The following is a 22545-nucleotide window of genomic DNA, read 5'->3' on the forward strand; positions in this document are numbered from 1 at the left end:
CCAGGTCCTCCCAACCGGGGAGGATTTAGGAGGGGCTTAATCCACCTTAAACAAAGTACTTATCGAACCATGCTCGTTTACATTGCTTATGGCTTTTGCAAACAGTTCGGCGGTTGAAAGCACCTTAATTTTCGGGCTTTGTTGTTTAAGCGGTATCGTATCGGTAACTATCAGTTCGGTTAAAGCCGAGTTTTCTATAGTTTCATAGGCCTTACCCGATAATACCGGGTGTGTACAAACTGCGCGTACGCTGCGTGCACCACGCTCCATGATCAATCCGGCGGCTTTTGCCAATGTACCCGCGGTATCGCAAATGTCATCAATCAGTACAATGTCCTGATCGGTAACATCGCCTATCAGTGTCATGGCTTCAATTTCGTTGGCACGTTTACGGCGCTTATCGCAAATTACCACTTCGGCATTAAAGAATTTGGCAAAACTCCTGGCCCTGTATGAACCGCCCATGTCCGGCGACGCAATAGTAAGGTGACCTAAACCAAGGCTTTTAATGTAAGGCACAAAAATGATAGAGGCATCCAGGTGATCAACCGGAACATCAAAAAATCCCTGGATCTGCGCTGCGTGCAAATCCATAGTCATGATTCGGTTAATGCCGGCTGCAACCAACAAGTTGGCCACAAGCTTTGCACCAATGGCAACACGAGGCTTATCTTTCCTGTCTTGCCGGGCCAGACCAAAATAAGGGATAACGGCATTTACATAATGAGCAGAAGCACGGCGGGCGGCATCAATCATCATCAGTAATTCCATTAAATTATCGGTAGGCTGGTGGGTTGACTGGATCAGGAAAACATCAGATCCCCGTACAGATTCATTAAAATGCGGCTGGTATTCACCATCGCTAAAACGCGATATCACAACTTCACCTAACTCACGACCGTAAGCATCAGCTATAAGATGCGCAAGATCCTGCGAGCCTGATCCTGCAAATAATTTAACCGGGTTAAATTGTAAGGGCATTTTGATTTTGGATTTGGGATGTTCGATTTCGGATTTTACCTGTCCTCTACCGTTGAACTTTTACAAATACAACCGTTATAAAACACAATTCGGATTTCAATTCTCAACCAGATAAAATCCGAAATTGAAAATCCGAAATCCGAAATTTCTATTGTTGCCCGACCAGGATTCGAACCTAGACAAACGGTACCAAAAACCGTCGTACTACCATTATACTATCAGGCAATCTCCTTTGGTTTGTATTACTCCCCGAAAAGGAATGCAAATATAAGACGAATTTTCAACTCTCAAAACAGAATTTTAAAATAATTCATTAATCGCTTAAACACAACCAAATACATTGCAATTACGCGTTAAAACCACGGTTTTAATGGCAACATCCCAATAGTTTTATTATTTTCGGCTGCTTTACACCTGTTTTTTAGATAGCATCCGAACATGAATTACAAAAAACTCAACAATATATTTGGCTGGGTAGCCTTTATCATTGCTACGGTAACTTACATTTTAACCCTTGAGCCATCATCAAGCTTTTGGGACTGCGGCGAATTTATAGCCTGTATTTACCGGCTGCAGGTAGCCCACCAGCCCGGTGCTCCTTTATTTACCATTATAGGCAAGGTATTTACCCTGCTATCCATGGGCGATAGAACCAAAGTAGCCTATTGGGCCAACATGGCATCGGCACTGGCCAGCGGCGCTACCATTATGTTCCTGTTTTGGACCATTACAGCCCTCGCCAAAAAACTACTGGTTAAAACGCAGGAACAACTCAACATTACTAATCTCATCCTGATCATAGGCTCGGGCCTTGTAGGCGCATTAGCCTATGCATGGTCGGATACCTTCTGGTTTTCGGCAGTTGAATCGGAAGTTTACGCACAATCATCACTTTGTACCGCCATAGTATTTTGGGCAATATTAAAGTGGGACGCTCATGCCGACGAGCCTCATGCCGACAGGTGGATAGTTTTTATTGCCTATGTAATGGGGCTTTCTATAGGGATCCACTTATTAAACCTGCTGGTGATCCCGGCCATCGGCCTGGTGATCTATTTCCGCAGGGTAAAAAATGTTACTACAAAAGGCACGCTGCTTACCTTTTTGGCAAGCGTTGTTGCACTGGCATTTGTGCTTTGGGGCGTTATACAATATACTGTAAAAGGCGCGGCTTTTTCCGACCTGCTTTTTGTAAATACCCTGGGTATGGGTTTTGGCAGCGGGGCGGTTGTATTTTTTGTTCTGCTCATTATTACCATTGTTGCAGGCATTTACTATACCATTAACCCGGTTAAACCGGCCATAATTTTAGCGGCCTCATGCTTTGTTTTGATATTAGGCATAAGCGGCGGTATTATTGGCCTGATAGTGGCTGTAGCTGTTTTAGCGCTGCTGGAGTATGTAATAAAGATCCGCGAAAAACGCTTCGCACTCAACAGCTTCCTGATCTGCCTGCTGTTCATATTGTTTGGTTACAGCTCGTTTGTGATGATTGTTGTCCGTGCAAAAGCTAACCCTAACCTTAACAACAGCGATCCGGAAAATGCATTCGCGCTGAATAGCTACCTTAACCGCGACCAATACGGTGATACCCCTTTATTATACGGCCAGTTTTTCGATTCGGAAGCTACGGCACAAACCGAAGGTGCTAATATTTACCGTCGCGGGGCAACCAAATACGAAGTTGCCGGTAAAAAACTGAATACCGTTTACGACCGCAATACCATATTCCCGCGGATGTTTAGCGATAAGCCCGGTCACCCGGAGTTTTACCGCGAATGGACAGGCCTCGGCGAAAACGAACACCCCACCTTTGGCTCAAACATTAGTTTTTTTGCCAAATGGCAGATCAATCAAATGTATACCCGCTATTTCCTGTGGAACTTTGCGGGCCGTGCCAATGATCTCGACGGCCAAAGCTTAAATTCAGGCGCCGATGGCGAATGGATCAGCGGATGGAATTTCAGCAAACCCCTGCCCTATTCGGTTACCCAAAGCAAAAGCTATAACCGCCTGTTCTTTTTACCGCTTATCATAGGCTTATTTGGTGCGGTGTTTCACTTTGCGCGCAACCAGCGCGAAGCCGGTGTTGTCGCCATCCTGTTTGTTTGTACAGGTTTAGCCATCGTACTTTATCTTAACCAGGACCCGCTGCAGCCGCGTGAGCGTGATTATGCTTACGCTGGCTCCTTTTATGCCTTTGCCATATGGATTGGTTTGGGCGTGATAGGCATTGCCGATGTGTTAAGCAAAAAACTGAATGCAAAAGTTAGCGCCATTATCTCTACAGTAGTTTGCTTGTTAGCCGCTCCATTATTGATGGCTAACCAGGAGTGGGACGATCATGACCGTTCAACCAAGCTTACCCCGCATGATATGGCTTATAACTACCTGAACTCGTGCGCGCCAAATGCCATTTTATTTACTTATGGCGATAATGATACTTACCCGCTTTGGTACATACAGGAAGTTGAAAACGTGCGCCCCGATGTGCGTATCGTAAACCTGAGCCTGCTGGGTACCGATTGGTATATCCGCGGTATGAAAAACAAGATGAACGAATCGGAGCCATTGCCGATCAGTATGCCTAATGATAAATTTAAACCGGGCGTGCGCGATGTGATCTACTTTAGCGATCAGAAAATCCCGGGGGCTACCGAACTGAAAGATGTTTTCGATTTCATCACCTCTGATAAAAAAGAAGCCATGGTTGAGTATAACAACGGCGACGTTGCCAATTACCTGCCAACCAATAAATTCAAACTTACGGTTAATGCTGATGAAGTAATTAAAACCGGCACTGTACCAACTGCCGATAAAGATAAAATAGCCCCGGAAATGGACTGGACATTTAACGGTCGTTACGTTACCAAGGATGTGCTGGCGATGATGGATATCCTCAGCCATAACAACTGGAAACGCCCGATTTATTTTTCGGTTACTGTGCCTAACAGCAACATGATTGGTTTAGATAAATACATGTACAACGAAGGTTTTGCTTATCGCCTGCTGCCCTTAAAACCGGATACAGCCGTTGGGCCGCTTGAAGCCAGCAACACCGGTAAAATGTACGACAACATGATGACCAGGTACCGGTGGGGCAACATGAAAAACGCCAGCTATCTTGATCATGAGTCAATGACGATGTTTTACCCACTCATCACCAGGCTTTACTCAACCCTGGCCGATGACCTGGCAAAAGCAGGCAAACCAGATTCGGCCCGTAAAGTGCTTAAAAAATATGACGAGGTAATGCCAACAACCATCAACTCGTTAGAGATAGCGGTACGTAAGTACTACATGATAGAAAATGCTTACCGCTTAAATGATATTCAATTGGGCAATAAGCTGGCTAATCTTGTTGATGACTATGTAAACAACCAGCTCGATTACAGCTATGCCCTGTTTCAAAAAGGCGAAACCAATCTCGAAAACCGTGATCTGCAATATTCAATGCAAATATTAGGCGGATTGGTTGAGTTTAGCAAACAATACAAACAGCCGCAATTGTTCAACAAATTCAGCGCGCAGCTGAGCGGCTTTGAAAAGAAATTTGGGGTGGCCGGGAAGCGATAAATTCCTCTTTTTTGATATAAATAAAATGCCCGCTCACCGCGGGCATTTTATTTATAACGAGATCTGGTCGAAGTTTAGCGACAGCGTAACTTCGTCCTAAAATTGCTCAAGCTTTTAGCTTGAGAGTCCTCGTCTAAATTGCTATTTGAAATAAACATTTTAACCTGAGTCACGGAAGCAGAATGCGTCCAGCGTTTTAGGTCGAAGTTACGCTGTCGCTAAACTTCGACCAGTGACCGACGGGTGAGGACTTACGAAGTTTCCAAAACTTCGTAAGTCTTGGTTCTGCAACTTGTTATGAGTAGGTACAAAGCAATGAGGACCCTGGTTATATAGTCAATTAAAACATCACCGTTATTTATTGTTTATACTACGTGTAATTTATATTTGCCGCAATGAAGATCCTGCTCATAGAAGATGAACCCAAACTGGTATCCATTATCCAGCGCGACCTCACCGCCGAAGGCCACGAGCTAAGTGTTGCCCTCGATGGCACGACCGGGCTGGAGATGGCCACCAAAATGGATTTTCAATTGATTATTCTGGATATTATGCTGCCAGGCATCAATGGCATTGAAATTTGCCGCAGGTTGCGGCAGGCCAACCAGCAGGCAGCCATATTAATGCTTACCGCGCTTGGCACTACCGAAAATATAGTAGTAGGTTTGGATAGCGGTGCTGATGATTACATGGTAAAACCCTTTAGCCTGGCCGAGCTTAACGCCCGCATTCGTACGCTGGCGCGCCGCAACACAAACCTGGCACAACCACCAAATGTTATACAGGTGGGCGATTTAGTGATTAATGCCGACGAAAAATCGGTAAAAAGAGGCAACAAAACCATAGAGCTTACTGCTACCGAATATCGCCTGTTGGAGTTTCTGGCTAAAAACAAAAATCATATGCTCAGCCGTATCGAGATTCTGGAACATGTTTGGAATATTGATTTTAATATGGGCACCAACGTAGTGGATGTATACATTAATTACCTGCGCAAAAAAGTAGATAAAGATTTTGATAATAAGCTGATCCATACTGTTATTGGCATGGGCTACATTTTAAAACACAACGCCGCATGACCATTCAGAAAAAAGTAGCGCTGCTGTTCCTGGTGCTAACAGTGTCGGTAATATTGATATTCAGCAGCGCTATTTTTTATTTTGTACACCAGTTTACCTTCGATGATTTTTATAAACGACTTGAGACCCGTGTAAACATCTCCTCCCAGATCCATCACCTGAATGATCGCGACAGCCTTGGCATGTACCGGGAAATACGTCAGCGATATCTGGAACGCCTCATAGCCGAAAAGCAATACATCATTAAACCCGACATTTATACCAAAGGCAAAACAGTGAAAGGCGTTCCGCGCCAACTAATAAATAACATCATCGCCAACGGAAAATCAAGGTTTAAAGCCGATAATGTATTTTACGCCGGCAATATCTTCCACTTTCCGGAGGGGGATGCTATTATAGTAGTTTCGGCAACCAACCCATCGGGCCTTAGTGAGCTGAATGATCTTGAGCAGGTGCTGATAATCAGTTTCCTGATCTCGATATTGATCGTGTATCTCATTGGTCGCCGGTTTTCATACCATACCTTTAAGCCGGTACGCAGCATTATTAAAAAGGTAAATACCATTACGGCCAGCAACCTGCATTTGCGTTTGGAGGATTATAGCGGAAAAGATGAGATAGCCGAACTTACCCAAACTTTCAACAACATGCTCGACAGGCTGGAAACAGCCTTTGAAACGCAGAACAACTTTATCAGTAATGCATCGCACGAGCTGCGCACCCCACTGGCTATCATAAAAGGCGAGGCTGAACTTTCGCTCAAAAATCTGGATCAGCCAGGGGCCGATCTGCATAAAAACCTTAAAGAGATCCTAACAGGCACACAAAGCCTGCAGGATATTATTACCAGCTTATTGGGCCTGGCACAAAGCGGGTTCGACGGCAAAAAACAAAATTGGGAACAAATCAGAGCCGATGAGCTGGCGTTTATGGTTAAGGAAGCTGTTGATCATATCATCCCAACAAATAACCTCAGCATTGATTTTTCATCACTGCCCGATGATGTGGATAGTTTGGTAACCCAGGGTAACATCAACTTGCTTAAACTGGCCATAAGTAATATTGGCCTTAATGCCTGTAAATATTCCGAAAACAAGCCGGTGACGCTTAAAGTGTATGCTGAAAATAACAGCATTATTTTCAGCGTCAAGGATCAGGGCATAGGCATACCCGAAGGCGATGTTCAGCATATCTTCGAACCGTTTTTCCGCGCATCCAACACAGGCAAATACGAAGGGCATGGTGTAGGGCTTCCACTTGCGCTGAATATTGTGAGGCTGCACAAAGGCAATATCGGCATTGTTTCAAAAGAGGGACAAGGCACCGAGATCCGGGTGATGCTGCCGGTTTATCGTGGGGAGAAGAGTTAAAAACTTCTTCGCCGTCATCCCGAATTTATTTCGGGACCCCACTCGCCCAACCCCTTGCATGGCCACTTAGCAAGTGAGGTGCTGAAACAAGTTCAGCATGACCTTCTTCATGCAAACTCTAATCAAATTCTAATCTCTTTCTTAAACCGCTTTAATGCCTGGTACCGACTATTGTATCAACAAACAACAGTAGTAAACATAAAAAGGTATCATCATGAAAACACTGAACATCATCATCCCATCTGATTTCACTTTATTATCTCTGAACATTATACCTGTTTTAGCAGAGCGCTATCCGAACGAAAAATTAAATATATCGCTCGTTCATTTTCTGCAACTGTCAGATTCAATGTCCGATCTGTTATTGCTGTCCCGTCGCAGCAGGGAATACCAGCTTATCAGCGATGAATTCTATGCAGGTTGTACCATGCTTAAATCCGATTACCCGGATCAGATCATCAGCATCACGCCCGACTTTTTTTACGGTAACACCGTAGCTGTGTTTAAAAACTATCTCGAAACAAAAGAAACCAACCTGATAGCTATGCCCGAAAATCACAACTACCAAAGGTTAACACCAAACAGCTTTGATCCCACCATACTAATGGAGCGGAGCAGGTACAAAATAATCACCTTTAAAGCCGCAGTTAAACAGCCTTTAACTGTGCTTAAAACCCAAACCGAACACGAATTACTGGAAGTTTAATATTTATCAAATTCATTTAAAACATAATCTATGCTATTGAAAGAAAATATCCCGGTAAAATATGTGGTAGGGAAAATTAAGAATGGGCTTTTACTGGTTGCCGGGTACGCGGTATCTATAGCCTTATTCCATCGTTTTTTCCCCGAGTACCGCATTTCAATCCCAATCGCCGTTCCGGCCATACTGGCTACCATCATATCGTTGTTGCTGGCCTTCCGTTCAAACCAGGCCTATGACCGCTGGTGGGAAGCCCGGAGCATTTGGGGGGCTATCGTGAACGATTCAAGATCGCTTGTCCGTGAGTTGATCACTTTTTTAGATGGCGATAACGCTGTATGTGAAGAAATAGAAGGTTTCAAAAAAAGGTTTGTTTACAGGCAGATAGCATGGTGCTATGGCTTAAGCCAATCATTACGCAAGCAAGATCCATATGCCAAAAACGCCCACCTGCTGGTTGACGAAGAAGTGAAATTCACCCATCGTTTTACAAACATGCCCAACAGCCTGCTAAAACTACACGGGCTCGACCTAAAGCTGGCTTATAAAAACGGATGGTTGAATGATTATCAGCAGGTGCAGATAGACGGCACGCTTAACCGGCTGTGCGATGCTATGGGCAAATGCGAGCGGATCAAAAACACAGTATTCCCGGTTACTTACAGTTTATACATCCACTTTTGCCTGTACCTGTTCATCATACTGCTGCCATTTGGCCTCATCGAATTCTTCGGCATGTTTGAAGTGCCGCTGATCATAGCTATAGCAGCAGCATTTTTATTAGTTGAAAAAATGGCTATCCACCTGCAAGACCCATTTGAAAACAAACCAACAGATACCCCAACAACTGCCATATCGCAAGCCATTGAACGCGACTTAAAGCAGATGCTTAACGATAAACATGAGAGTGAAAAGGCAGCAGTACAACCTGCCGCCGCTAAAGCCGACGTATATTATATACTGTAAGCTTTAAGATCCCTGTGCGGGAAGGCACAGGGATTCACTTATTTATTCTTTAAAGCCTAAACCTTTTTCTTTCATTTTCTCCTTCACCACCGGCACCGAACTTTTGCCCACACCGTGCAAATGCAAAAACTCTTTCTCGGTAAGTTTCGATAATTCAAGCAATGATGTAATACCCGCATTGGCCAGCGCACGCTGAGCAGGGTTGCCCAATTTGCCAAATGGGCTTTCTGATTTTTCAGTCTTCATGATGAAATATTTATTGGACGACCAAAGTTACTATCAAAACTAACTTTTATGTGCGGGGCATTTGCGACTATTATAGGGTGGATTAATTTTAATTCTTCCTTGCGCTTGTTTGAAGCTACAAGGTTATTGGGAAGATGAAAGCAACACTGCGAATAAACAAAAACCATGTCATTGCGAGGAGGAACGACGAAGCAATCTCGTAGCTATTTTCTTGCGCTCGTTTGCAACGAGCGCTTAACATGGTTTTGCGATTGTATCGCACGATCATTAATTTAGCCTAAACCCTTATCAACAATGTCGCACCAATACAGAGTTAGAAACCATGAAGAGATCCATTTTGTAACATTTACAATAGTTGATTGGGTTGATATTTTTATCCGCCCTGCTTACAAACAACTTATTATTGATTCACTCCTCTATTGCCAGCAAAACAAGGGATTAGAAGTATACGCTTTTTGCCTAATGACCAATCATCTTCATCTGCTGATATCGGCAAAACTCCCCGCACGGTTATCTGATATTATACGTGATTTTAAAAAACATACTAACAAGCAAATCATCAAATTAATAAAAGAGGAAAATGAGAGTCGCCGGGATTGGATGTTATACCGGTTTCAGTATAATGCAAGATTTGACGATCGGATACAAGAATATAAAGTATGGCAAGATGGATATCATTCTATCGAGTGCGACCGGGAAGAAATACTATTTCAAAAGCTGGATTATATTCATGATAACCCCGTACGGGCAGAAATTGTAAGCCATCCTGAACATTATATTTATAGTTCAGCAATTAACTATGCGGGAGAGCAGGGATTATTGGAGGTGATTTTATTGGAGAGGGGCTTTATCTCAGTAAAATTTTAGTTTGCTTACGTTACAAACGTAAGCCCATGTTAAGCACTCGTTGCAAACGAGTGCAAGATGTTAGTAGATGTTGAAACAAAAAGAGCCCCCTCACAGGCAGCTCTTTTATTTCTTGCGCTCGTTTGCAACGAGCGCTTAATATGGTTTAGCTATTGCATCGCGATACCTCTTTGTTATTCATTAACCACACCCATTGAGCAAAACTTATCAATACGCTCGGCAACAAGCTCATCGATATTGCGCTCTTTAAGGGTTTTCAGGTCTTTTAATAATTGTTTTTTCAGGATATCTGCCATAGCAACCGGGTCCTGGTGGGCACCGCCAAGTGGTTCTTTAATTACACCGTCAATCAACTTGTTCTTGAACATTTCTGTCGAAGTTAGTTTAAGCACTTCGGCAGCCCGCTCTTTGTTTTCCCAGGTTTTCCAAAGGATGGTTGAGCAGTTTTCGGGCGAGATCACCGAATACCAGGAGTTATCCAGCATCAGCACCTTATCGCCAATGCCAATACCCAATGCACCGCCCGATGCACCCTCGCCAATAATAACACAAATCACCGGCACTTTCAGCACTGCCATTTCAAGCAGGTTACGGGCAATGGCTTCACCTTGTCCGCGCTCTTCGGCCTCTAAGCCAGGGAATGCTCCCGGTGTATCAATCAGGGTAACTACAGGCTTGTTAAATTTTTCAGCCATTTTCATCAGCCTTAAGGCTTTACGGTAACCCTCGGGGTTAGCCATACCGAAGTTGCGGTACTGGCGCTCTTTGGTGTTACGGCCTTTCTGGTGACCGATAAACATTACCGTTTGACCATTCAGCGTACCAAAACCGCCGATAATCGCTTTATCATCGCCAACAGTACGGTCGCCATGCAGCTCGATGAAATCATCGCACATCAGCTCAATATACTGCAAAGTATAAGGCCTTTCCGGGTGACGCGAAATTTGTACTTTTTGCCAGCCTGTAAGGTTGGAATATATATCTTTTTTGGCGTCTTCCAGCTTACCTTCCAGTTCGGCTATAGTTGCAGACATATCCAGCTTATTCTTGTCTTCAACCTGCTTCACCTTTTCAATTTGCTGCTGTAACTCAGCCAGTGGTTTTTCAAAATCAAACGTAATCTTCATACACTTTATTTGGAGGCGCTAAATTAAGCAAATCAAACGGGATATTTTCAATTATGAGCAGTGAGTGTTTCCAACTTCGTGATTTGCTGTGGGGCCAGTGCATTGCCGGTACTTAAACAAGCCTGCAAAATGGCATTCCTGAGCTCTCCGTAATACAAACCCGAGCGGTTAGCGTAAAAAATAATACTACCGTTATCCGTGCCTTTTTTCATTAGTTTATCAAGCGTGGTTTCATTGGTAACAATAAAATTGCCCATCTCTACCCTTTTGCGGTGCAGTTCGGCAGTAATGGCGCTGATCTTTGTAATTTGTACCGGGCTCAGGCTCAGCTCTTTTTTAAACTTCAGTGCAGCATCCGGCATGGGATAATGGTTGAGCCTGGCTACCTGTTCAATATCATCAAACAAATACTCACCGCTAATTAATTGGGTAAACCGTTTATCGCTCAATGTTTTTATTGGCGATTTTTTCAGGGTGCTGTCGGACTGTGCACGGACACCTTGAAATAAAAATAAGGCTATTATGAGGATGTATGTTGTTTTCAGCATCGGCACAAGTTATATAAAAACCGGCAACAACTATTCCACCTTTACAATTTTTGTACTTGCCGAAATACCATTTTCATTAAATGCTTCTATCCGGAAGTAATATGGCAGGCTTTTATCCATCCCGTTAAAATAGTATTCGTTACGGCCGTAAACCATCATGCTGTTGTACAACTTATCGGGCGCTATGCCGAAGTAAATGGTGTAGCCTGTAGCATTATCGTTTGGCTTCCATTTAAGCCAGGCATTGCGGCGCTCACTATCGCCCCTGAGTACTATCAGGTTTTGAACAGTATCGGGCCCCGCACCTGCGCCCTTACCAAATACCCTTAAGCCAGATAATGCAAACTTGCCAGTAGGCATATGCAGGTTAACCATTTTTATGTAACGGGCTTTGGCCGGGGTTTTTAGTTCGATGTAATCGTGCGGCACATCTTTGCGGTTTTTACTTTTGTCGATAAGCGGTTGCCATGTTTTGCCGTTGAGTGATGAATAGATAATATACTGATGATAAACGCCCTGTGATTTACCTAAAAATTCGGCATCCTGATCGGCGTAATTTATTTGGATTGCATTTACGATGCTTGCTTCGCCAAGATCAGTTTTAAGCCATTCGCCTTTATTGGCTGTTTTGGCGCTCCAGTAAGTTTTAATATCCTCATCAACCGCGTTGTTAGCTGCATAAGCACCGAGGGTAGATGAAACCTCTACGGGTTTATTGTAGTTGAGGATCATCCAGCCGGTAAAATTACTTTTCAGGTGGTCTTCCGGGCCCCTGGGTAAATAATGCGGGTAATCGCCGTAGGCGGTGTTGCTGTACAGTACACCATCTTTGTCAAACCCGGCAGGCCAAAAGCCAATACGTCGTTCAAAGTTATTTTTAACCGAGATACCCATGGTGCTGATGTGCCAGTAATTGCCATACTTATCGGCCCAGGTAGCCCCATGCCCCGCCCCTTTGGCAAAGCCTCCGGGTTTGTACGAGAAAGGGTTATGTTTTTGATAGATGAATGGGCCAAGCGGATGATCGCCCACAAAAACGCCATCCCCGTAGCCGCTTTGCTCGGTACCCGGTGCACCAAATTGCAGGTAATACTTCCCTTTATACTTGTTCATCCATGAGCCTTCAATAAAGGGTAACAGGAATACGTTATCATTATGCTCGCCAAAACGCTCCCAGCCGTGCTCTTCGGGGTTGAGCTTTACCATTTCCTTTTTAGGGCCGATGGGCTCAAAGGTATGCCTGTCTATCTCCTGCCCGTAAAGCGGCAAAGTATTACTGGAGCCGTGGTAGATATAAACCCGGCCGTCATCGTCAGCAAACATACCCGGGTCCCAGGCGCCTACTTTAAAATAATCTTTGGCAGCTTTCCAATCGTCATGAGTGGGGTTGGTGCTCATCCACAGGGTAAAATCTTTATTATAGGTCGATCCGATCACCAATAAGCTATCGCCTAAAACCAGGGTAGCCGGCGCACAAAGCTCATCTCCTTTTACTTCATTGTAAGGCCGAACAAATTTGCGGTATACAAAATTCCAGTTCAGCATGTCATCGCTCCACCAATAACCAAACTGATTTGTCGAAAACAGGTAATACTTACCTTTAAATAAAGTCATAGTCGGGTCGGCTGTGGCGCGGTGTTTGCCCCAGCTTGCAAAAGTTTCGAAGGGCGTATAGCCGTAATCAAGGTTAAGCGGATTACAATAAGTGAGGCGCTTTTGTTGCGCACTTACATTGAATACAATACAAAAAAATACCAGGATCAACAGGTTGCGGGTTACTATTTTCATAAGCAGATTAACAGGTTATAATGGTATTACAACAGGCGCTAATATCAGTTTTTAAACAGCAATAAAAGTTTTGTGTACTACTACATCTGTTTCACATCGTAAAATATTTTATTATTGTGTGTTAAAAACACAATTAATTCGTACTTTCATCAGCACAAGCCAGTTATCCTAAATATCGCTTTTATGAACAAGAAATCCCTGCTGTTCTTTGTCATGCAATTACTTTTTATTGCATCTGCTTTCGCGCAATATCCTAAAATGGATAAGCTGCTTTACGGCGTAGCTTATTATGATGAGTACATGCCTTATGAAAGGCTGGAAAAGGACGTGCAAATGATGAAAGCCTGCGGCATCAACGTGGTACGCATTGCCGAATCGACCTGGAGCACGGAGGAACCACAGGATGGTGTTTTTGATTTTACCCATATCGACAGGGTTTTAAACGCTATGCAAAAAGCGGGGATCCATGTTATTGTAGGTACGCCAACCTATGCCGTACCTACCTGGATGGTAAAAAAACATCCCGAGATCTTAGCTATCACCCCATCGGGCCAAAACCAATACGGGCCGCGGCAAAATATGGATATCACCAATAAAGATTACCGTTTTTATGCCGAGCGTGTTATCCGGAAAATCATGGAACACGTGAAAGATAACAAGGCCGTGATAGGTTACCAGGTAGATAACGAAACCAAATCGTACAGTACGGCAGGGCCAAACGTGCAGGCTCTGTTTGTGAATTACATGAAGGCCAAATATAAAACGCTTGATAACATCAACCACATCTTCGGGCTCGATTACTGGAGCAACCGGATCAATAACTGGGACGATTTTCCGTCGATGGTCAACACGATTAACGGCAGCCTTTCATCCGAGTTTGCCAAATTTCAACGCCAATTGGTTACTGATTATTTAGCATGGCAGGCCGCTATTGTGCGCGAATACAAACGCCCCGACCAGTTCATTACTCAAAACTTCGACCTGGAATGGCACGGCTATTCGTTCGGCATCCAGCCTGATGTTGATCATTTTGCAGCGGCCAAAGCATTAGACATTGCCGGGATAGATATTTACCACCCCAGCCAGGACAAGCTTACCGGCGTAGAGATCTCCTTTGGCGGCGATGTAGCCCGATCAATGAAAGGAGGCAAAAACTATCTTACTATCGAAACCGAAGCCCAGGGCTTTCCGCAATGGGTACCTTACCCCGGGCAGTTGAGGTTACAGGCTTTTAGTCATTTGGCATCGGGTGCAAATATGGTGAGTTACTGGCCATGGCACTCCATCCATAATTCGGCCGAAACTTACTGGAAAGGTTTGTTAAGTCATGATTTTGAACCCAACCCGGTTTATGACGAAGCCAAAACCATCGGCAAAGATTTCGACAGGTTAAGCGCCAAACTCATCAACCTGAAAAAGAAAAACGATGTAGCTATCTTATTTAGTAATGAAGCCCTTACCGGCTTTAAAGCTTTCGGTTTTGGCTGGGGAACACGCACGGGCTACAATGATGTATTGCGCCAGTTTTATGATGGCCTGTATCACATGAACGTGGGCTGTGATTTTGTAGACCCGACAAGTAAAAATATTGAAGATTATAAACTGCTGATAGTTCCCCTGCTATACGCGGCACCGGATAGTTTGTTAAAGCGCTTAAACACTTATGTTAAAAACGGCGGGCATATCATTTATACCTTCAAAAGCGGTTTCGCCGACGAAAATGTGAAGGTACGCACCACCCATCAGCCAGGCATTATTGACGAAGCCTGTGGAATTTACTATAGCCAATTCACCGAGCCGAGCAACGTTTCATTAAAAGCCGATGACTGGAACCTGAAACCCGAAGACAAAAAACTGAATACCTGGATGGAGCTCATTACCCCTACTACCGCAAAAGTATTAGCTTATTATGATCACCCGGTTTGGGGTAAGTATGCAGCCATTACCGAAAACCCCTATGGCAGGGGCCTTGCAACATACATAGGCTGTTTAACAACCAGCGCTGTTACTGATAAATTATTAGCTGATGCCGTAAAAAAAGTTGGCTTATGGGGAGCAGATCAGCAGATAGCATGGCCTGTTATCACCAAACAGGGTGTAAACCAGGCTGGCAAAAGGGTTCATTATTATTTTAATTATTCGGCAAAAGAAACCGGTCTGACTTATCCTTATAATAATGGAAAAGAGTTGCTATCAGGCGATAACATCAGCAAAAACGGCGATTTAAAACTGGAGCCATGGGCTGTTAAGATCATTGAGGTTAATTAATTATGATTGGTCTTCCTGGTTCTCCGGAGAAGAATGAGTGCTATAAGACCGATAAAGCTGAATACCCCAAGGATCCAATACCCGCTTATCTGCGATGGGTTTACAGCTTTTTGGTCGGTACTTTGCTTTACACCGGCGTCGCCGCTGGGCACGCTGGCTTTGTCACTGTCCTGCAAAGTACCCGTTCCGGTGCCTGATACCGTAGCTGCGCCCGGTGCACCCTGGCTCGACCCATTCCCGGCACCTGCCCCATTAGCCTTGGTAGTTGATGATGAAGTATCTTTGGATGATTGCGCCAACACAGGTGCAGTCGCGCTCATTGTTAATCCCAGTAACATGATGGCCAGTTTTATTTTTAATGCTTTCATGGCGTTTAGTTTTGATGCAGGTTGATTAAAACAATAGCTGTGCCAGTGATGGGAAGGTCTCTAATAAAATGTCATTTCGAGGGAGCGTGGGATGATTTGTGCGTTGGGACGACAGAGAAATCCCCTATACTCTGCCAAAAGGCTATACAGGGCGTATAAGATTCCTCAGCCTTTCCTCGCTCGTTCCCACCCTCCAAGGGTTTCAAAATGACACCTTTTTTTAATTTAAAGAAACTGGAAACCATCCTATTCCCTTTAACCTTTACATTTGCACTATGCAAACGCTACTCTTCGAAGACCAAACTTTTACCAAAATAACCGCCGCACAACTCAACGGCACCACTTATGAAAACTGTAAATTCATCAACTGTGATTTTGCCCATGCCCACCTTACGGGCGTTACTTTTGTCGACTGCCAATTTGATACCTGCAACATGCTCCTTGTTGAATTAGGCAATACCGGACTGCAGAACATCCGCTTTAAACATTGTAAATTAAGCGGCATAAACTTTGGCAAGGCCAATGATTTTTTATTTGAGGTACATTTTGAGGATTGTATTTTGGACAATGCTGTGTTTTATAAAAAGAAGAACAAGAAGGCTACCTACACCGATTGCTCCATGATTGAAACCGACTTGACCGAGGCCGACCTGAGCGATTGTAAATTTAATAACTGTAACCTCAAAAACGCTTTCTTTAGTCGTACAATCCTTAAAAACGCCGACTTAAGCACATCCTTTAATTTCATTATCGATCCGGATGATAATATCATCAAAAAAGCGAAGTTTTCGCTTCATGGCTTGCCGGGCCTGCTTGCCAAATATGATATCAGGATAGGATAATATTTTGGCGACTTATTAGTTAATATCAAAAGCATAAAATTAAGAATCGTCATTGCGAGGCACGAAGCAATCGCGAACTGTACAGAGCGGATCTGCTAATCGGGGATTGCTTCGTTCCTCGCAATGACGCGTTTTAAATCTTGAAACTACTTACTGACCACAAACTTTATGCAAAAACTTATCCTGTTTTTTTCTTTTTTGTTGATGAGTTCCGGAGTCATTGCCCAGGGGGATACTTCTGCTTTTACCAAATTCAATGATTTTAATACCCTGGTTTTAAACGGAGGCGTCAAAAAACCGGAAGCTCAAAAGCAATTTGAAACGCTATTAAAACGAATTAACATGCTGGAAATGATACGTGCCGAGCGGATCATTCCAAAAACGCAATGGATATTCCCTTTAAAAGGATACAATAGCAACGCCATCGGCGGTACTCATGGTAATGGTTACTTTGATAAAGGTTATACCTACCTTGATGGCAACAAACATGGTGCCCATCCTGCGCACGATATTTTCATCAACGACCGCAACCAGGATTGCATTGATGACCATACTCAAAAACCGGTTGATGTTATTGCAGTTGACGATGGCTGGATTATTGCCTGTACCAATCAATGGGAACCGAATAGCAACATGCGTGGTGGCAAATTTATCTGGATCTATCATCCGGCAACAAGGATATTCAGCTACTATGCGCATAACAATTCCATTTTTGTAAAGCCCGGTACTTACGTTAAGCAAGGCCAAAAAATAGCTGAAGTAGGTCGTACAGGTTACAATGCCTATAAAAAACGTTCACCTACCCACCTGCATTTTTCAGCATATAAACTGGTAGATGGCATCCCCGTACCTTATAACCCTTACGAACAGCTAAAAAAAGCCAAAACGTTATGAAAATCCTGATCACCTGCCTGCTCTTGCTTTTGAATATTAATATTGCTCCTCCGGATAACGTGATTAAAAGATTCGCAGTGCCGGCAGGCTATCAGCGTATAATGGTTTCACCCGGTAGTTTCGGGGCATGGTTGCAGGCTTTACCGTTAAAACCGGCGGGCACGCCAACCAAAACTTATAAAGGCGACATTGCCCGCACCGATGTTTACACCGCTGCGGTTATTGACATGAGCGTAGGCAACCAGGACCTGCAGCAATGCGCCGATGCTGTAATGCGCTTACGCGGCGAATACCTTTATCAGCAAAAAAAATACAATGAAATTTCTTTCAACTTCACCAGTGGTTTTAAATGCGACTATGCGCATTATGCAAAAGGCTATCGCTACAAAAATGATCACTGGGTATTGAAAGCCAAACCCGATTATTCATACAATGCGTTTCTAAATTACATGAACCTGGTCTTCAGCTACGCGGGAACCCTGTCCCTCCAAAAGGAGTTAAAAACGGTAACTAATTCCAACGACGTAAAACCAGGCGATGTGTTTATCCGTGGAGGCTCACCGGGACATTGTTTTATTGTGCTTGATGTGGTGGAGAACGCTGCTCATCAAAAGCAGTTTTTACTGGCGCAGAGTTTTATGCCGGCCCAAAATATCCAGGTGCTAAAATATGATACACCCTGGTTTGCTATGGACCAGCACAGCGGGATCATGTATGGCGAGCTGATCAGTAAAAATTATTTGAAGCGGTTTTAGGCTGGGGGTATCAATAAATATTAAATTGTCATTTCGATGAACTGATTGGGAAAGAGCGGGGGTGAGGATCTTATGCGCCCTGGGTAGTTCGCTTTGCATCGCGTATAAGATCTCCTCTCGCACCACCCCACAGGCCATCCCCCGCTCAATCGAAATGACAATTCGTTTTATTATAAAATGAACGCTACCTTTTTTCAACCCTATCATAAAACCCACCAAAACTGTTCATTTTCACGGCATCCTCATTAAAAAAATCGCCGGGGAAACCTAACTCAATCGCGCTTACTTCGTTAAGCTTTTTAAAATGTTCGGGGGTTAATTTTGTATCTATTGCTTTCAGGTTATCATTTAGCTGATCAATTTTGGTAGCACCTACAATGGGGATACAACTGAAATCCCTGTCCATCATCCATTGCAGGGCAACATGACTTTCGGATACACCTAATTCGGCGGCAATGGCAACAACCGCTTCGGTAATGCTTTGTGCCCTGTTGTTACGGCGATTGCTTTCGGGTTTTACACGTCCCTGTTCGCCACGGAGGTATTTGCCTGTCAAAGCACCACCGGCCAGCGGGGCCCAGGGGGTAACCGTCATTCCATAATGTTTTGCCATCGGGATCAGCTCGCGCTCGGCGGTGCGGGCCAGCAGGCTATACTCCACCTGTAAAGCGATGAACTGGCTCCAGCCCATCAGCTCGGCAAGGGTGTTCCCTTTTGATACTACCCAGGCGGGTGTATCACTGATGGCGGCGTAGGCTACCTTGCCTTGCTTGATCAGGTCGTCCAACCCGCGCAATACCTCGTCAATTGGCGTAATATTATCCCAAATATGCAGGTACAGCACATCAATAAAATCAGTTTTAAGGCGTTTAAGGCTTTCTTCAACACTCCGCATCATGTTTTTGCGGTTATTGCCCGATGCATTAGGATTGGTGGTATTATCCTTCAGCGTGTATTTGGTAGCCAACACAAAATAATCGCGGTCACGATTGCTCAGGTACTCACCGATGATCTTCTCGCTGGTACCCAGCTTGTACACATTGGCTGTATCAATGAAATTGCCACCCGCATCGGCAAAGGCATCCATAATGGCAAAGCTGGCATCCTTTTCGGCGCCCCAGCCGCCTTCTGTACCGAAGCCCATAGCACCCAGGCATAATTCGGAAACTTTAAGGCCCGAGCGGCCTAATAATTTGTAGTTCATATATGGTGATGTTTGTATTTAAAAATCTATGTTATCGGAATATTAGCGGGATAAATCCGCCCGCCTATCACATCGTCGGCGCAATAAATATAATGATCCCTGCCACCGCAACCACCACCAGGCCAGCAGCTATACCTCCGCCAACCAATACATAATGCCATGGCGTATGCCTATGCTTGTTTCTTTTAAAGGCAGCCTGCCGATATGCATCGACATATACCGAATCGCTGAGCAAAGTTGTATCTTTTAAGCCAGAAGCTTGTGGTTTAAAATAGTCGGAAGTATATGGCAATTTATGGTGATACTTTTTCCAGGTAGCATCGTCCAGCCTGAAGTTTTTGGCATCGACGCGGGCGGCTTTGATAACACTATCGCGGTGTGTTGCCTGCTGTGCCCGGGCAAGGGATGCGCAGGTAACCAACAGAAACAGTAAAACACTCTTTTTTAGATTTTTCCCTGGTATCCCTGATATAATCATCTTTCAAACAATCCTTCCTTCAACTTTGTACTAATAATACATCGCTAATATACCAAATTATGAAAATCATCACCCTCCATACCGATACCGACCTTAACCAGCTATACCTGTTACTGCACGAAAAACTTAACCCATTGTTTCAGGAACAACGGAAAAGCGAGTTAAATTTCACGATTGAACGCAAAGGTGAGGCAGTTGAAATTTCGTTGCCTGCTGTTTATGAAGGCGCGCTGTTCAGCATTGCAATTAACGGTAACGAGCTTTGGATCACCCGTAATGAACATTATGTTGATGATGTAAATTCCCTCACTGTCGAGTCGATCCTGAACGATCTTTTCAGCAAAATTGCCGATAACCTTGGTACCGATTTGGTGCAGGAGGGGTAAGTAAAAAGCTTTGATTTACTAAAGAATAATATCGTTGCGAAGAGAAACGAAGAAGCAATCGCTTGTTATACAAAGCGCTATTCATGTGCGGTTGCTTCGTTCGCAAGGACATGATTTCTGTTCCATTTGTTAAATAGCCGATAGTTCTAAAGCATTAAGCAGTTTAAAAATGCAATATATTCATTGCCGTTGGTTTTAACCAACGGTAAAAAGCTAAAAAGTCCTGGCTTTAGCCCCAATTATGCAAGCCGATTTGGGCTGAAGCCCTTTTATCGCTACTCATTATTCCGTTGGTTAAAACCAACGGCAATGAAGTTTTATCTACCTGTAAACGATATTCATCAACTTTAAACAGCTTCTTATTTCCGCCAAATATTTTTTAGCTTTAACAGAAAAACATCCCTATGCCTAAAATTTATAGCTTGCTTATCCTTTTCCTGTTTGCTGCATTTACTACACAGGCACAAAAACTTCCTGAAAAAAAGGGCGAACCGGTGATCATTAACCGGGATACCCTGTTTAAATTTTACGCCCCGCAGGGATTGTTTGATCCTAAAGAACGTGCCGGGATTGTTACCAGGCGTATTGAGGCCCTGATGAGCCGGATAGATTTTAACCCGGATTCGTTAACACTTAAAAACGATACCTCCGTATCGATAATAACTTACAACGGGCAGATGATCATGGGCGTTAATAATACCGATGCTTCTTATTCCGAACTGAACCGGCCACAACTGGCAGCAAGTTATCTGGCGATACTAAAAAATAAGCTGGGCAATGTTTTTGAAAGCAACAGCCCTAAACAATTAATCACCAACGTGCTCGAAGCTGTGGCGGTTATTATTTTACTGATTTTACTGATCTGGGTTGTTAACAAGGGTTTTAGGTGGATAAAATTAAAAATTATACTGGGCTGGGAACACCGCGTCGAAAAACTGGCGGCCAAAGGGGCGCCTGTAGCCTATGCCTCACGCCTGCTTCCTTTTATCAGCGGGCTTATCAATGTTGGCCGGTTACTCATTATCCTGCTGCTGGTTTACCTGGCTTTGCCGGTATTGTTTTATATTTTCCCTTCTTCGCAGCCTATTGCCACACAGTTGATCGGCTTTGTGGTCGACCCGTTGAAAAGCATCCTGCTGGCCATTGTTCGCTTTATACCCAACCTGCTTACCATAACGGTTATTTATTTGGTTACCCGGTACATTGTAAAACTGGTAAAATTTATAGCTAACGAAATAGCTAACGGGGCTATCGCTTTAAAAGGCTTTTATCCTGAATGGGCTATCCCAACTTATAACATCATTCGTGTGCTGATGTACGCATTTATGTTTGTGGTGATATTTCCTTATCTACCTGGCTCTCAATCCAAAGTATTCCAGGGGGTTACAGTGTTTATAGGCGTGCTGTTTTCGCTGGGCTCGTCATCGGCTATTGCCAATATGGTATCGGGCATTGTGCTCACCTATATGCGCCCCTTTAAAATTGGCGACCGCATAAAGGTTGGTGAAATTACGGGTGATGTAATTGAGAAAAACCTGCTGGTTACACGCGTACGCACCATTAAAAACGAAGACGTAACTGTCCCCAACGCTACCATTTTAAGCGGTGCTACGGTTAACTATACCTCATCGTCAAAAACTTTGGGTTTGATACTGAACACCAGTGTCACTATTGGCTATGATGCCCCATGGGAAACCATTCATAACCTGCTCATTAACGCTGCCGAAGCAACAGACGGGATCCTTGCCAATCCAAAACCATTTGTACTGCAAACCGCTTTGAATGATTTTAATGTGAGTTACCAGATCAACGCTTATACCGATCAGCCCGGCAAAATGGCCGTAATCTATTCAGCACTGTACCAAAACATACAGGATAAATTTAATGAAGCAGGCATGGAGATCATGTCACCGCATTTTACAGCTGTGCGCGATGGAAGCCATATCCAGATCCCTGAAAACTATGTAGCTGATGGGTATAAAAAGCCGGGGTATAAGATAGAGCGGGAAGAATAACGCGAATTGAATTACGCTGATAAAAAAAGCGTCATTGCGAGGTACGAAGCAATCTCCGATTTGCAGATCCGCTCTGTACAGTTC

Annotated in this window: 20 protein-coding genes and 1 tRNA gene; 12 read left to right on the plus strand and 9 right to left on the minus strand. The window is 44.0% G+C overall.

The window, feature by feature from the left end:
- Nucleotides 1-36 precede the first annotated feature (36 nt).
- Together SNE26_RS18585 and SNE26_RS18590 are read right to left on the minus strand one after the other, a co-directional pair.
- Nucleotides 37-981, minus strand: coding sequence for a ribose-phosphate pyrophosphokinase (locus SNE26_RS18585; protein ID WP_321555408.1), 945 nt, complete (start codon nucleotides 979-981; stop codon nucleotides 37-39).
- A gap of 154 nt (nucleotides 982-1135) precedes the next feature.
- Nucleotides 1136-1206, minus strand: a tRNA-Gln gene (locus SNE26_RS18590).
- A gap of 213 nt (nucleotides 1207-1419) precedes the next feature.
- Here SNE26_RS18590 and SNE26_RS18595 point away from each other — a divergent pair.
- The 5 genes from SNE26_RS18595 to SNE26_RS18615 all read left to right on the plus strand — a co-directional run bounded on the left by SNE26_RS18595 (nucleotide 1420) and on the right by SNE26_RS18615 (nucleotide 8675).
- Complete coding sequence (locus tag SNE26_RS18595; protein WP_321555409.1) at nucleotides 1420-4557, plus strand: DUF2723 domain-containing protein; 3138 nt, start codon at nucleotides 1420-1422, stop codon at nucleotides 4555-4557.
- Nucleotides 4558-4952: 395 nt separating this feature from the next.
- On the plus strand, nucleotides 4953-5636 hold the full coding sequence (locus tag SNE26_RS18600) for a response regulator transcription factor (RefSeq protein ID WP_321555410.1): 684 nt from the start codon (nucleotides 4953-4955) through the stop codon (nucleotides 5634-5636).
- Nucleotides 5633-7006, plus strand: a complete 1374-nt coding sequence (locus SNE26_RS18605) for a HAMP domain-containing sensor histidine kinase (protein ID WP_321555411.1) — start codon at nucleotides 5633-5635, stop codon at nucleotides 7004-7006. The genes SNE26_RS18600 and SNE26_RS18605 overlap by 4 nt, the downstream gene beginning before the upstream one ends.
- Nucleotides 7007-7220: 214 nt before the next feature.
- Nucleotides 7221-7712 (plus strand): hypothetical protein, encoded by a 492-nt coding sequence (locus tag SNE26_RS18610; RefSeq protein WP_321555412.1) that lies wholly within the window; start codon nucleotides 7221-7223, stop codon nucleotides 7710-7712.
- Nucleotides 7713-7742: 30 nt separating this feature from the next.
- Nucleotides 7743-8675, plus strand: a complete 933-nt coding sequence (locus SNE26_RS18615) for a bestrophin family ion channel (protein WP_321555413.1) — start codon at nucleotides 7743-7745, stop codon at nucleotides 8673-8675.
- A 42-nt stretch (nucleotides 8676-8717) separates the two neighbouring features.
- Here the strand turns inward: SNE26_RS18615 and SNE26_RS18620 are convergent, their stop codons facing one another.
- On the minus strand, nucleotides 8718-8921 hold the full coding sequence (locus tag SNE26_RS18620; RefSeq protein ID WP_321555414.1) for a DNA-directed RNA polymerase subunit alpha C-terminal domain-containing protein: 204 nt from the start codon (nucleotides 8919-8921) through the stop codon (nucleotides 8718-8720).
- A gap of 294 nt (nucleotides 8922-9215) precedes the next feature.
- Between SNE26_RS18620 and SNE26_RS18625 the strand changes: the two genes are divergently transcribed.
- Entirely contained in the window at nucleotides 9216-9788 is a 573-nt protein-coding gene (locus tag SNE26_RS18625; protein ID WP_321555415.1) for a transposase, read from the plus strand.
- A 173-nt stretch (nucleotides 9789-9961) separates the two neighbouring features.
- Here the strand turns inward: SNE26_RS18625 and SNE26_RS18630 are convergent, their stop codons facing one another.
- From SNE26_RS18630 to SNE26_RS18640, 3 genes are read right to left on the minus strand one after another with little or no spacing between them, the layout of a single operon-like run.
- Complete coding sequence (locus SNE26_RS18630; protein ID WP_321555416.1) at nucleotides 9962-10915, minus strand: acetyl-CoA carboxylase carboxyltransferase subunit alpha; 954 nt, start codon at nucleotides 10913-10915, stop codon at nucleotides 9962-9964.
- A gap of 47 nt (nucleotides 10916-10962) precedes the next feature.
- Nucleotides 10963-11463 (minus strand): hypothetical protein, encoded by a 501-nt coding sequence (locus SNE26_RS18635; RefSeq protein ID WP_321555417.1) that lies wholly within the window; start codon nucleotides 11461-11463, stop codon nucleotides 10963-10965.
- Between the two features lie 30 nt (nucleotides 11464-11493).
- Nucleotides 11494-13251 carry a discoidin domain-containing protein gene (locus SNE26_RS18640; protein ID WP_321555418.1) on the minus strand — a complete coding sequence of 586 codons (1758 nt, stop codon included), beginning with the start codon at nucleotides 13249-13251 and terminating at the stop codon, nucleotides 11494-11496.
- Between the two features lie 183 nt (nucleotides 13252-13434).
- Between SNE26_RS18640 and SNE26_RS18645 the strand changes: the two genes are divergently transcribed.
- Entirely contained in the window at nucleotides 13435-15519 is a 2085-nt protein-coding gene (locus tag SNE26_RS18645) for a beta-galactosidase (protein ID WP_321555419.1), read from the plus strand.
- Here the strand turns inward: SNE26_RS18645 and SNE26_RS18650 are convergent.
- On the minus strand, nucleotides 15516-15887 hold the full coding sequence (locus SNE26_RS18650; protein WP_321555420.1) for a hypothetical protein: 372 nt from the start codon (nucleotides 15885-15887) through the stop codon (nucleotides 15516-15518). The two genes, SNE26_RS18645 and SNE26_RS18650, sit on opposite strands and share 4 nt — an antisense overlap.
- Before the next feature lie 275 nt (nucleotides 15888-16162).
- On the opposite strand from SNE26_RS18650, the gene SNE26_RS18655 reads away from it, so the two are divergent.
- The 3 genes from SNE26_RS18655 (at nucleotide 16163) to SNE26_RS18665 (ending at nucleotide 18378) form a co-directional block, all read left to right on the plus strand.
- Nucleotides 16163-16729 carry a pentapeptide repeat-containing protein gene (locus SNE26_RS18655; protein ID WP_321555421.1) on the plus strand — a complete coding sequence of 189 codons (567 nt, stop codon included), beginning with the start codon at nucleotides 16163-16165 and terminating at the stop codon, nucleotides 16727-16729.
- 168 nt (nucleotides 16730-16897) lie between these two features.
- On the plus strand, nucleotides 16898-17623 hold the full coding sequence (locus SNE26_RS18660; protein WP_321555422.1) for a M23 family metallopeptidase: 726 nt from the start codon (nucleotides 16898-16900) through the stop codon (nucleotides 17621-17623).
- A complete protein-coding gene (locus SNE26_RS18665; RefSeq protein WP_321555423.1) occupies nucleotides 17620-18378 on the plus strand; it encodes a DUF4846 domain-containing protein in 759 nt (252 codons plus the stop codon). The genes SNE26_RS18660 and SNE26_RS18665 overlap by 4 nt, the downstream gene beginning before the upstream one ends.
- A gap of 184 nt (nucleotides 18379-18562) precedes the next feature.
- Here the strand turns inward: SNE26_RS18665 and SNE26_RS18670 are convergent, their stop codons facing one another.
- The gene (locus SNE26_RS18670) at nucleotides 18563-19582 is read right to left on the minus strand and encodes an aldo/keto reductase (RefSeq protein WP_321555424.1); all 1020 of its coding nucleotides are present in this window, start codon (nucleotides 19580-19582) and stop codon (nucleotides 18563-18565) included.
- A gap of 67 nt (nucleotides 19583-19649) precedes the next feature.
- Nucleotides 19650-20060 (minus strand): hypothetical protein, encoded by a 411-nt coding sequence (locus SNE26_RS18675; RefSeq protein WP_321555425.1) that lies wholly within the window; start codon nucleotides 20058-20060, stop codon nucleotides 19650-19652.
- Nucleotides 20061-20119: 59 nt separating this feature from the next.
- Between SNE26_RS18675 and SNE26_RS18680 the strand changes: the two genes are divergently transcribed.
- Both SNE26_RS18680 and SNE26_RS18685 read left to right on the plus strand, forming a co-directional pair.
- On the plus strand, nucleotides 20120-20446 hold the full coding sequence (locus SNE26_RS18680; RefSeq protein ID WP_321555426.1) for a hypothetical protein: 327 nt from the start codon (nucleotides 20120-20122) through the stop codon (nucleotides 20444-20446).
- A gap of 404 nt (nucleotides 20447-20850) precedes the next feature.
- Nucleotides 20851-22461, plus strand: a complete 1611-nt coding sequence (locus tag SNE26_RS18685) for a mechanosensitive ion channel family protein (RefSeq protein WP_321555427.1) — start codon at nucleotides 20851-20853, stop codon at nucleotides 22459-22461.
- The last annotated feature ends 84 nt before the right edge of the window (nucleotides 22462-22545 follow it).

The organism is Mucilaginibacter sp. cycad4 (genome assembly GCF_034263275.1).
In the GTDB taxonomy this organism is placed as follows: Bacteria; Bacteroidota; Bacteroidia; order Sphingobacteriales; family Sphingobacteriaceae; genus Mucilaginibacter.

Excerpts from the sequence above, each read along its gene's own strand:
- SNE26_RS18595 (WP_321555409.1), top strand. The coding sequence starts at position 1,420 with ATGAATTACAAAAAACTCAACAATATATTTGGCTGGGTAGCCTTTATC.
- SNE26_RS18630 (WP_321555416.1), bottom strand. The coding sequence starts at position 10,915 with ATGAAGATTACGTTTGATTTTGAAAAACCACTGGCTGAGTTACAGCAG.
- SNE26_RS18670 (WP_321555424.1), bottom strand. The coding sequence starts at position 19,582 with ATGAACTACAAATTATTAGGCCGCTCGGGCCTTAAAGTTTCCGAATTA.
- SNE26_RS18640 (WP_321555418.1), bottom strand. The coding sequence starts at position 13,251 with ATGAAAATAGTAACCCGCAACCTGTTGATCCTGGTATTTTTTTGTATT.
- SNE26_RS18660 (WP_321555422.1), top strand. The coding sequence starts at position 16,898 with ATGCAAAAACTTATCCTGTTTTTTTCTTTTTTGTTGATGAGTTCCGGA.
- SNE26_RS18620 (WP_321555414.1), bottom strand. The coding sequence starts at position 8,921 with ATGAAGACTGAAAAATCAGAAAGCCCATTTGGCAAATTGGGCAACCCT.
- SNE26_RS18635 (WP_321555417.1), bottom strand. The coding sequence starts at position 11,463 with ATGCTGAAAACAACATACATCCTCATAATAGCCTTATTTTTATTTCAA.
- SNE26_RS18615 (WP_321555413.1), top strand. The coding sequence starts at position 7,743 with ATGCTATTGAAAGAAAATATCCCGGTAAAATATGTGGTAGGGAAAATT.
- SNE26_RS18680 (WP_321555426.1), top strand. The coding sequence starts at position 20,120 with ATGAAAATCATCACCCTCCATACCGATACCGACCTTAACCAGCTATAC.
- SNE26_RS18605 (WP_321555411.1), top strand. The coding sequence starts at position 5,633 with ATGACCATTCAGAAAAAAGTAGCGCTGCTGTTCCTGGTGCTAACAGTG.
- SNE26_RS18655 (WP_321555421.1), top strand. The coding sequence starts at position 16,163 with ATGCAAACGCTACTCTTCGAAGACCAAACTTTTACCAAAATAACCGCC.
- SNE26_RS18625 (WP_321555415.1), top strand. The coding sequence starts at position 9,216 with ATGTCGCACCAATACAGAGTTAGAAACCATGAAGAGATCCATTTTGTA.
- SNE26_RS18650 (WP_321555420.1), bottom strand. The coding sequence starts at position 15,887 with ATGAAAGCATTAAAAATAAAACTGGCCATCATGTTACTGGGATTAACA.
- SNE26_RS18685 (WP_321555427.1), top strand. The coding sequence starts at position 20,851 with ATGCCTAAAATTTATAGCTTGCTTATCCTTTTCCTGTTTGCTGCATTT.
- SNE26_RS18585 (WP_321555408.1), bottom strand. The coding sequence starts at position 981 with ATGCCCTTACAATTTAACCCGGTTAAATTATTTGCAGGATCAGGCTCG.
- SNE26_RS18645 (WP_321555419.1), top strand. The coding sequence starts at position 13,435 with ATGAACAAGAAATCCCTGCTGTTCTTTGTCATGCAATTACTTTTTATT.
- SNE26_RS18610 (WP_321555412.1), top strand. The coding sequence starts at position 7,221 with ATGAAAACACTGAACATCATCATCCCATCTGATTTCACTTTATTATCT.
- SNE26_RS18600 (WP_321555410.1), top strand. The coding sequence starts at position 4,953 with ATGAAGATCCTGCTCATAGAAGATGAACCCAAACTGGTATCCATTATC.
- SNE26_RS18675 (WP_321555425.1), bottom strand. The coding sequence starts at position 20,060 with ATGATTATATCAGGGATACCAGGGAAAAATCTAAAAAAGAGTGTTTTA.
- SNE26_RS18665 (WP_321555423.1), top strand. The coding sequence starts at position 17,620 with ATGAAAATCCTGATCACCTGCCTGCTCTTGCTTTTGAATATTAATATT.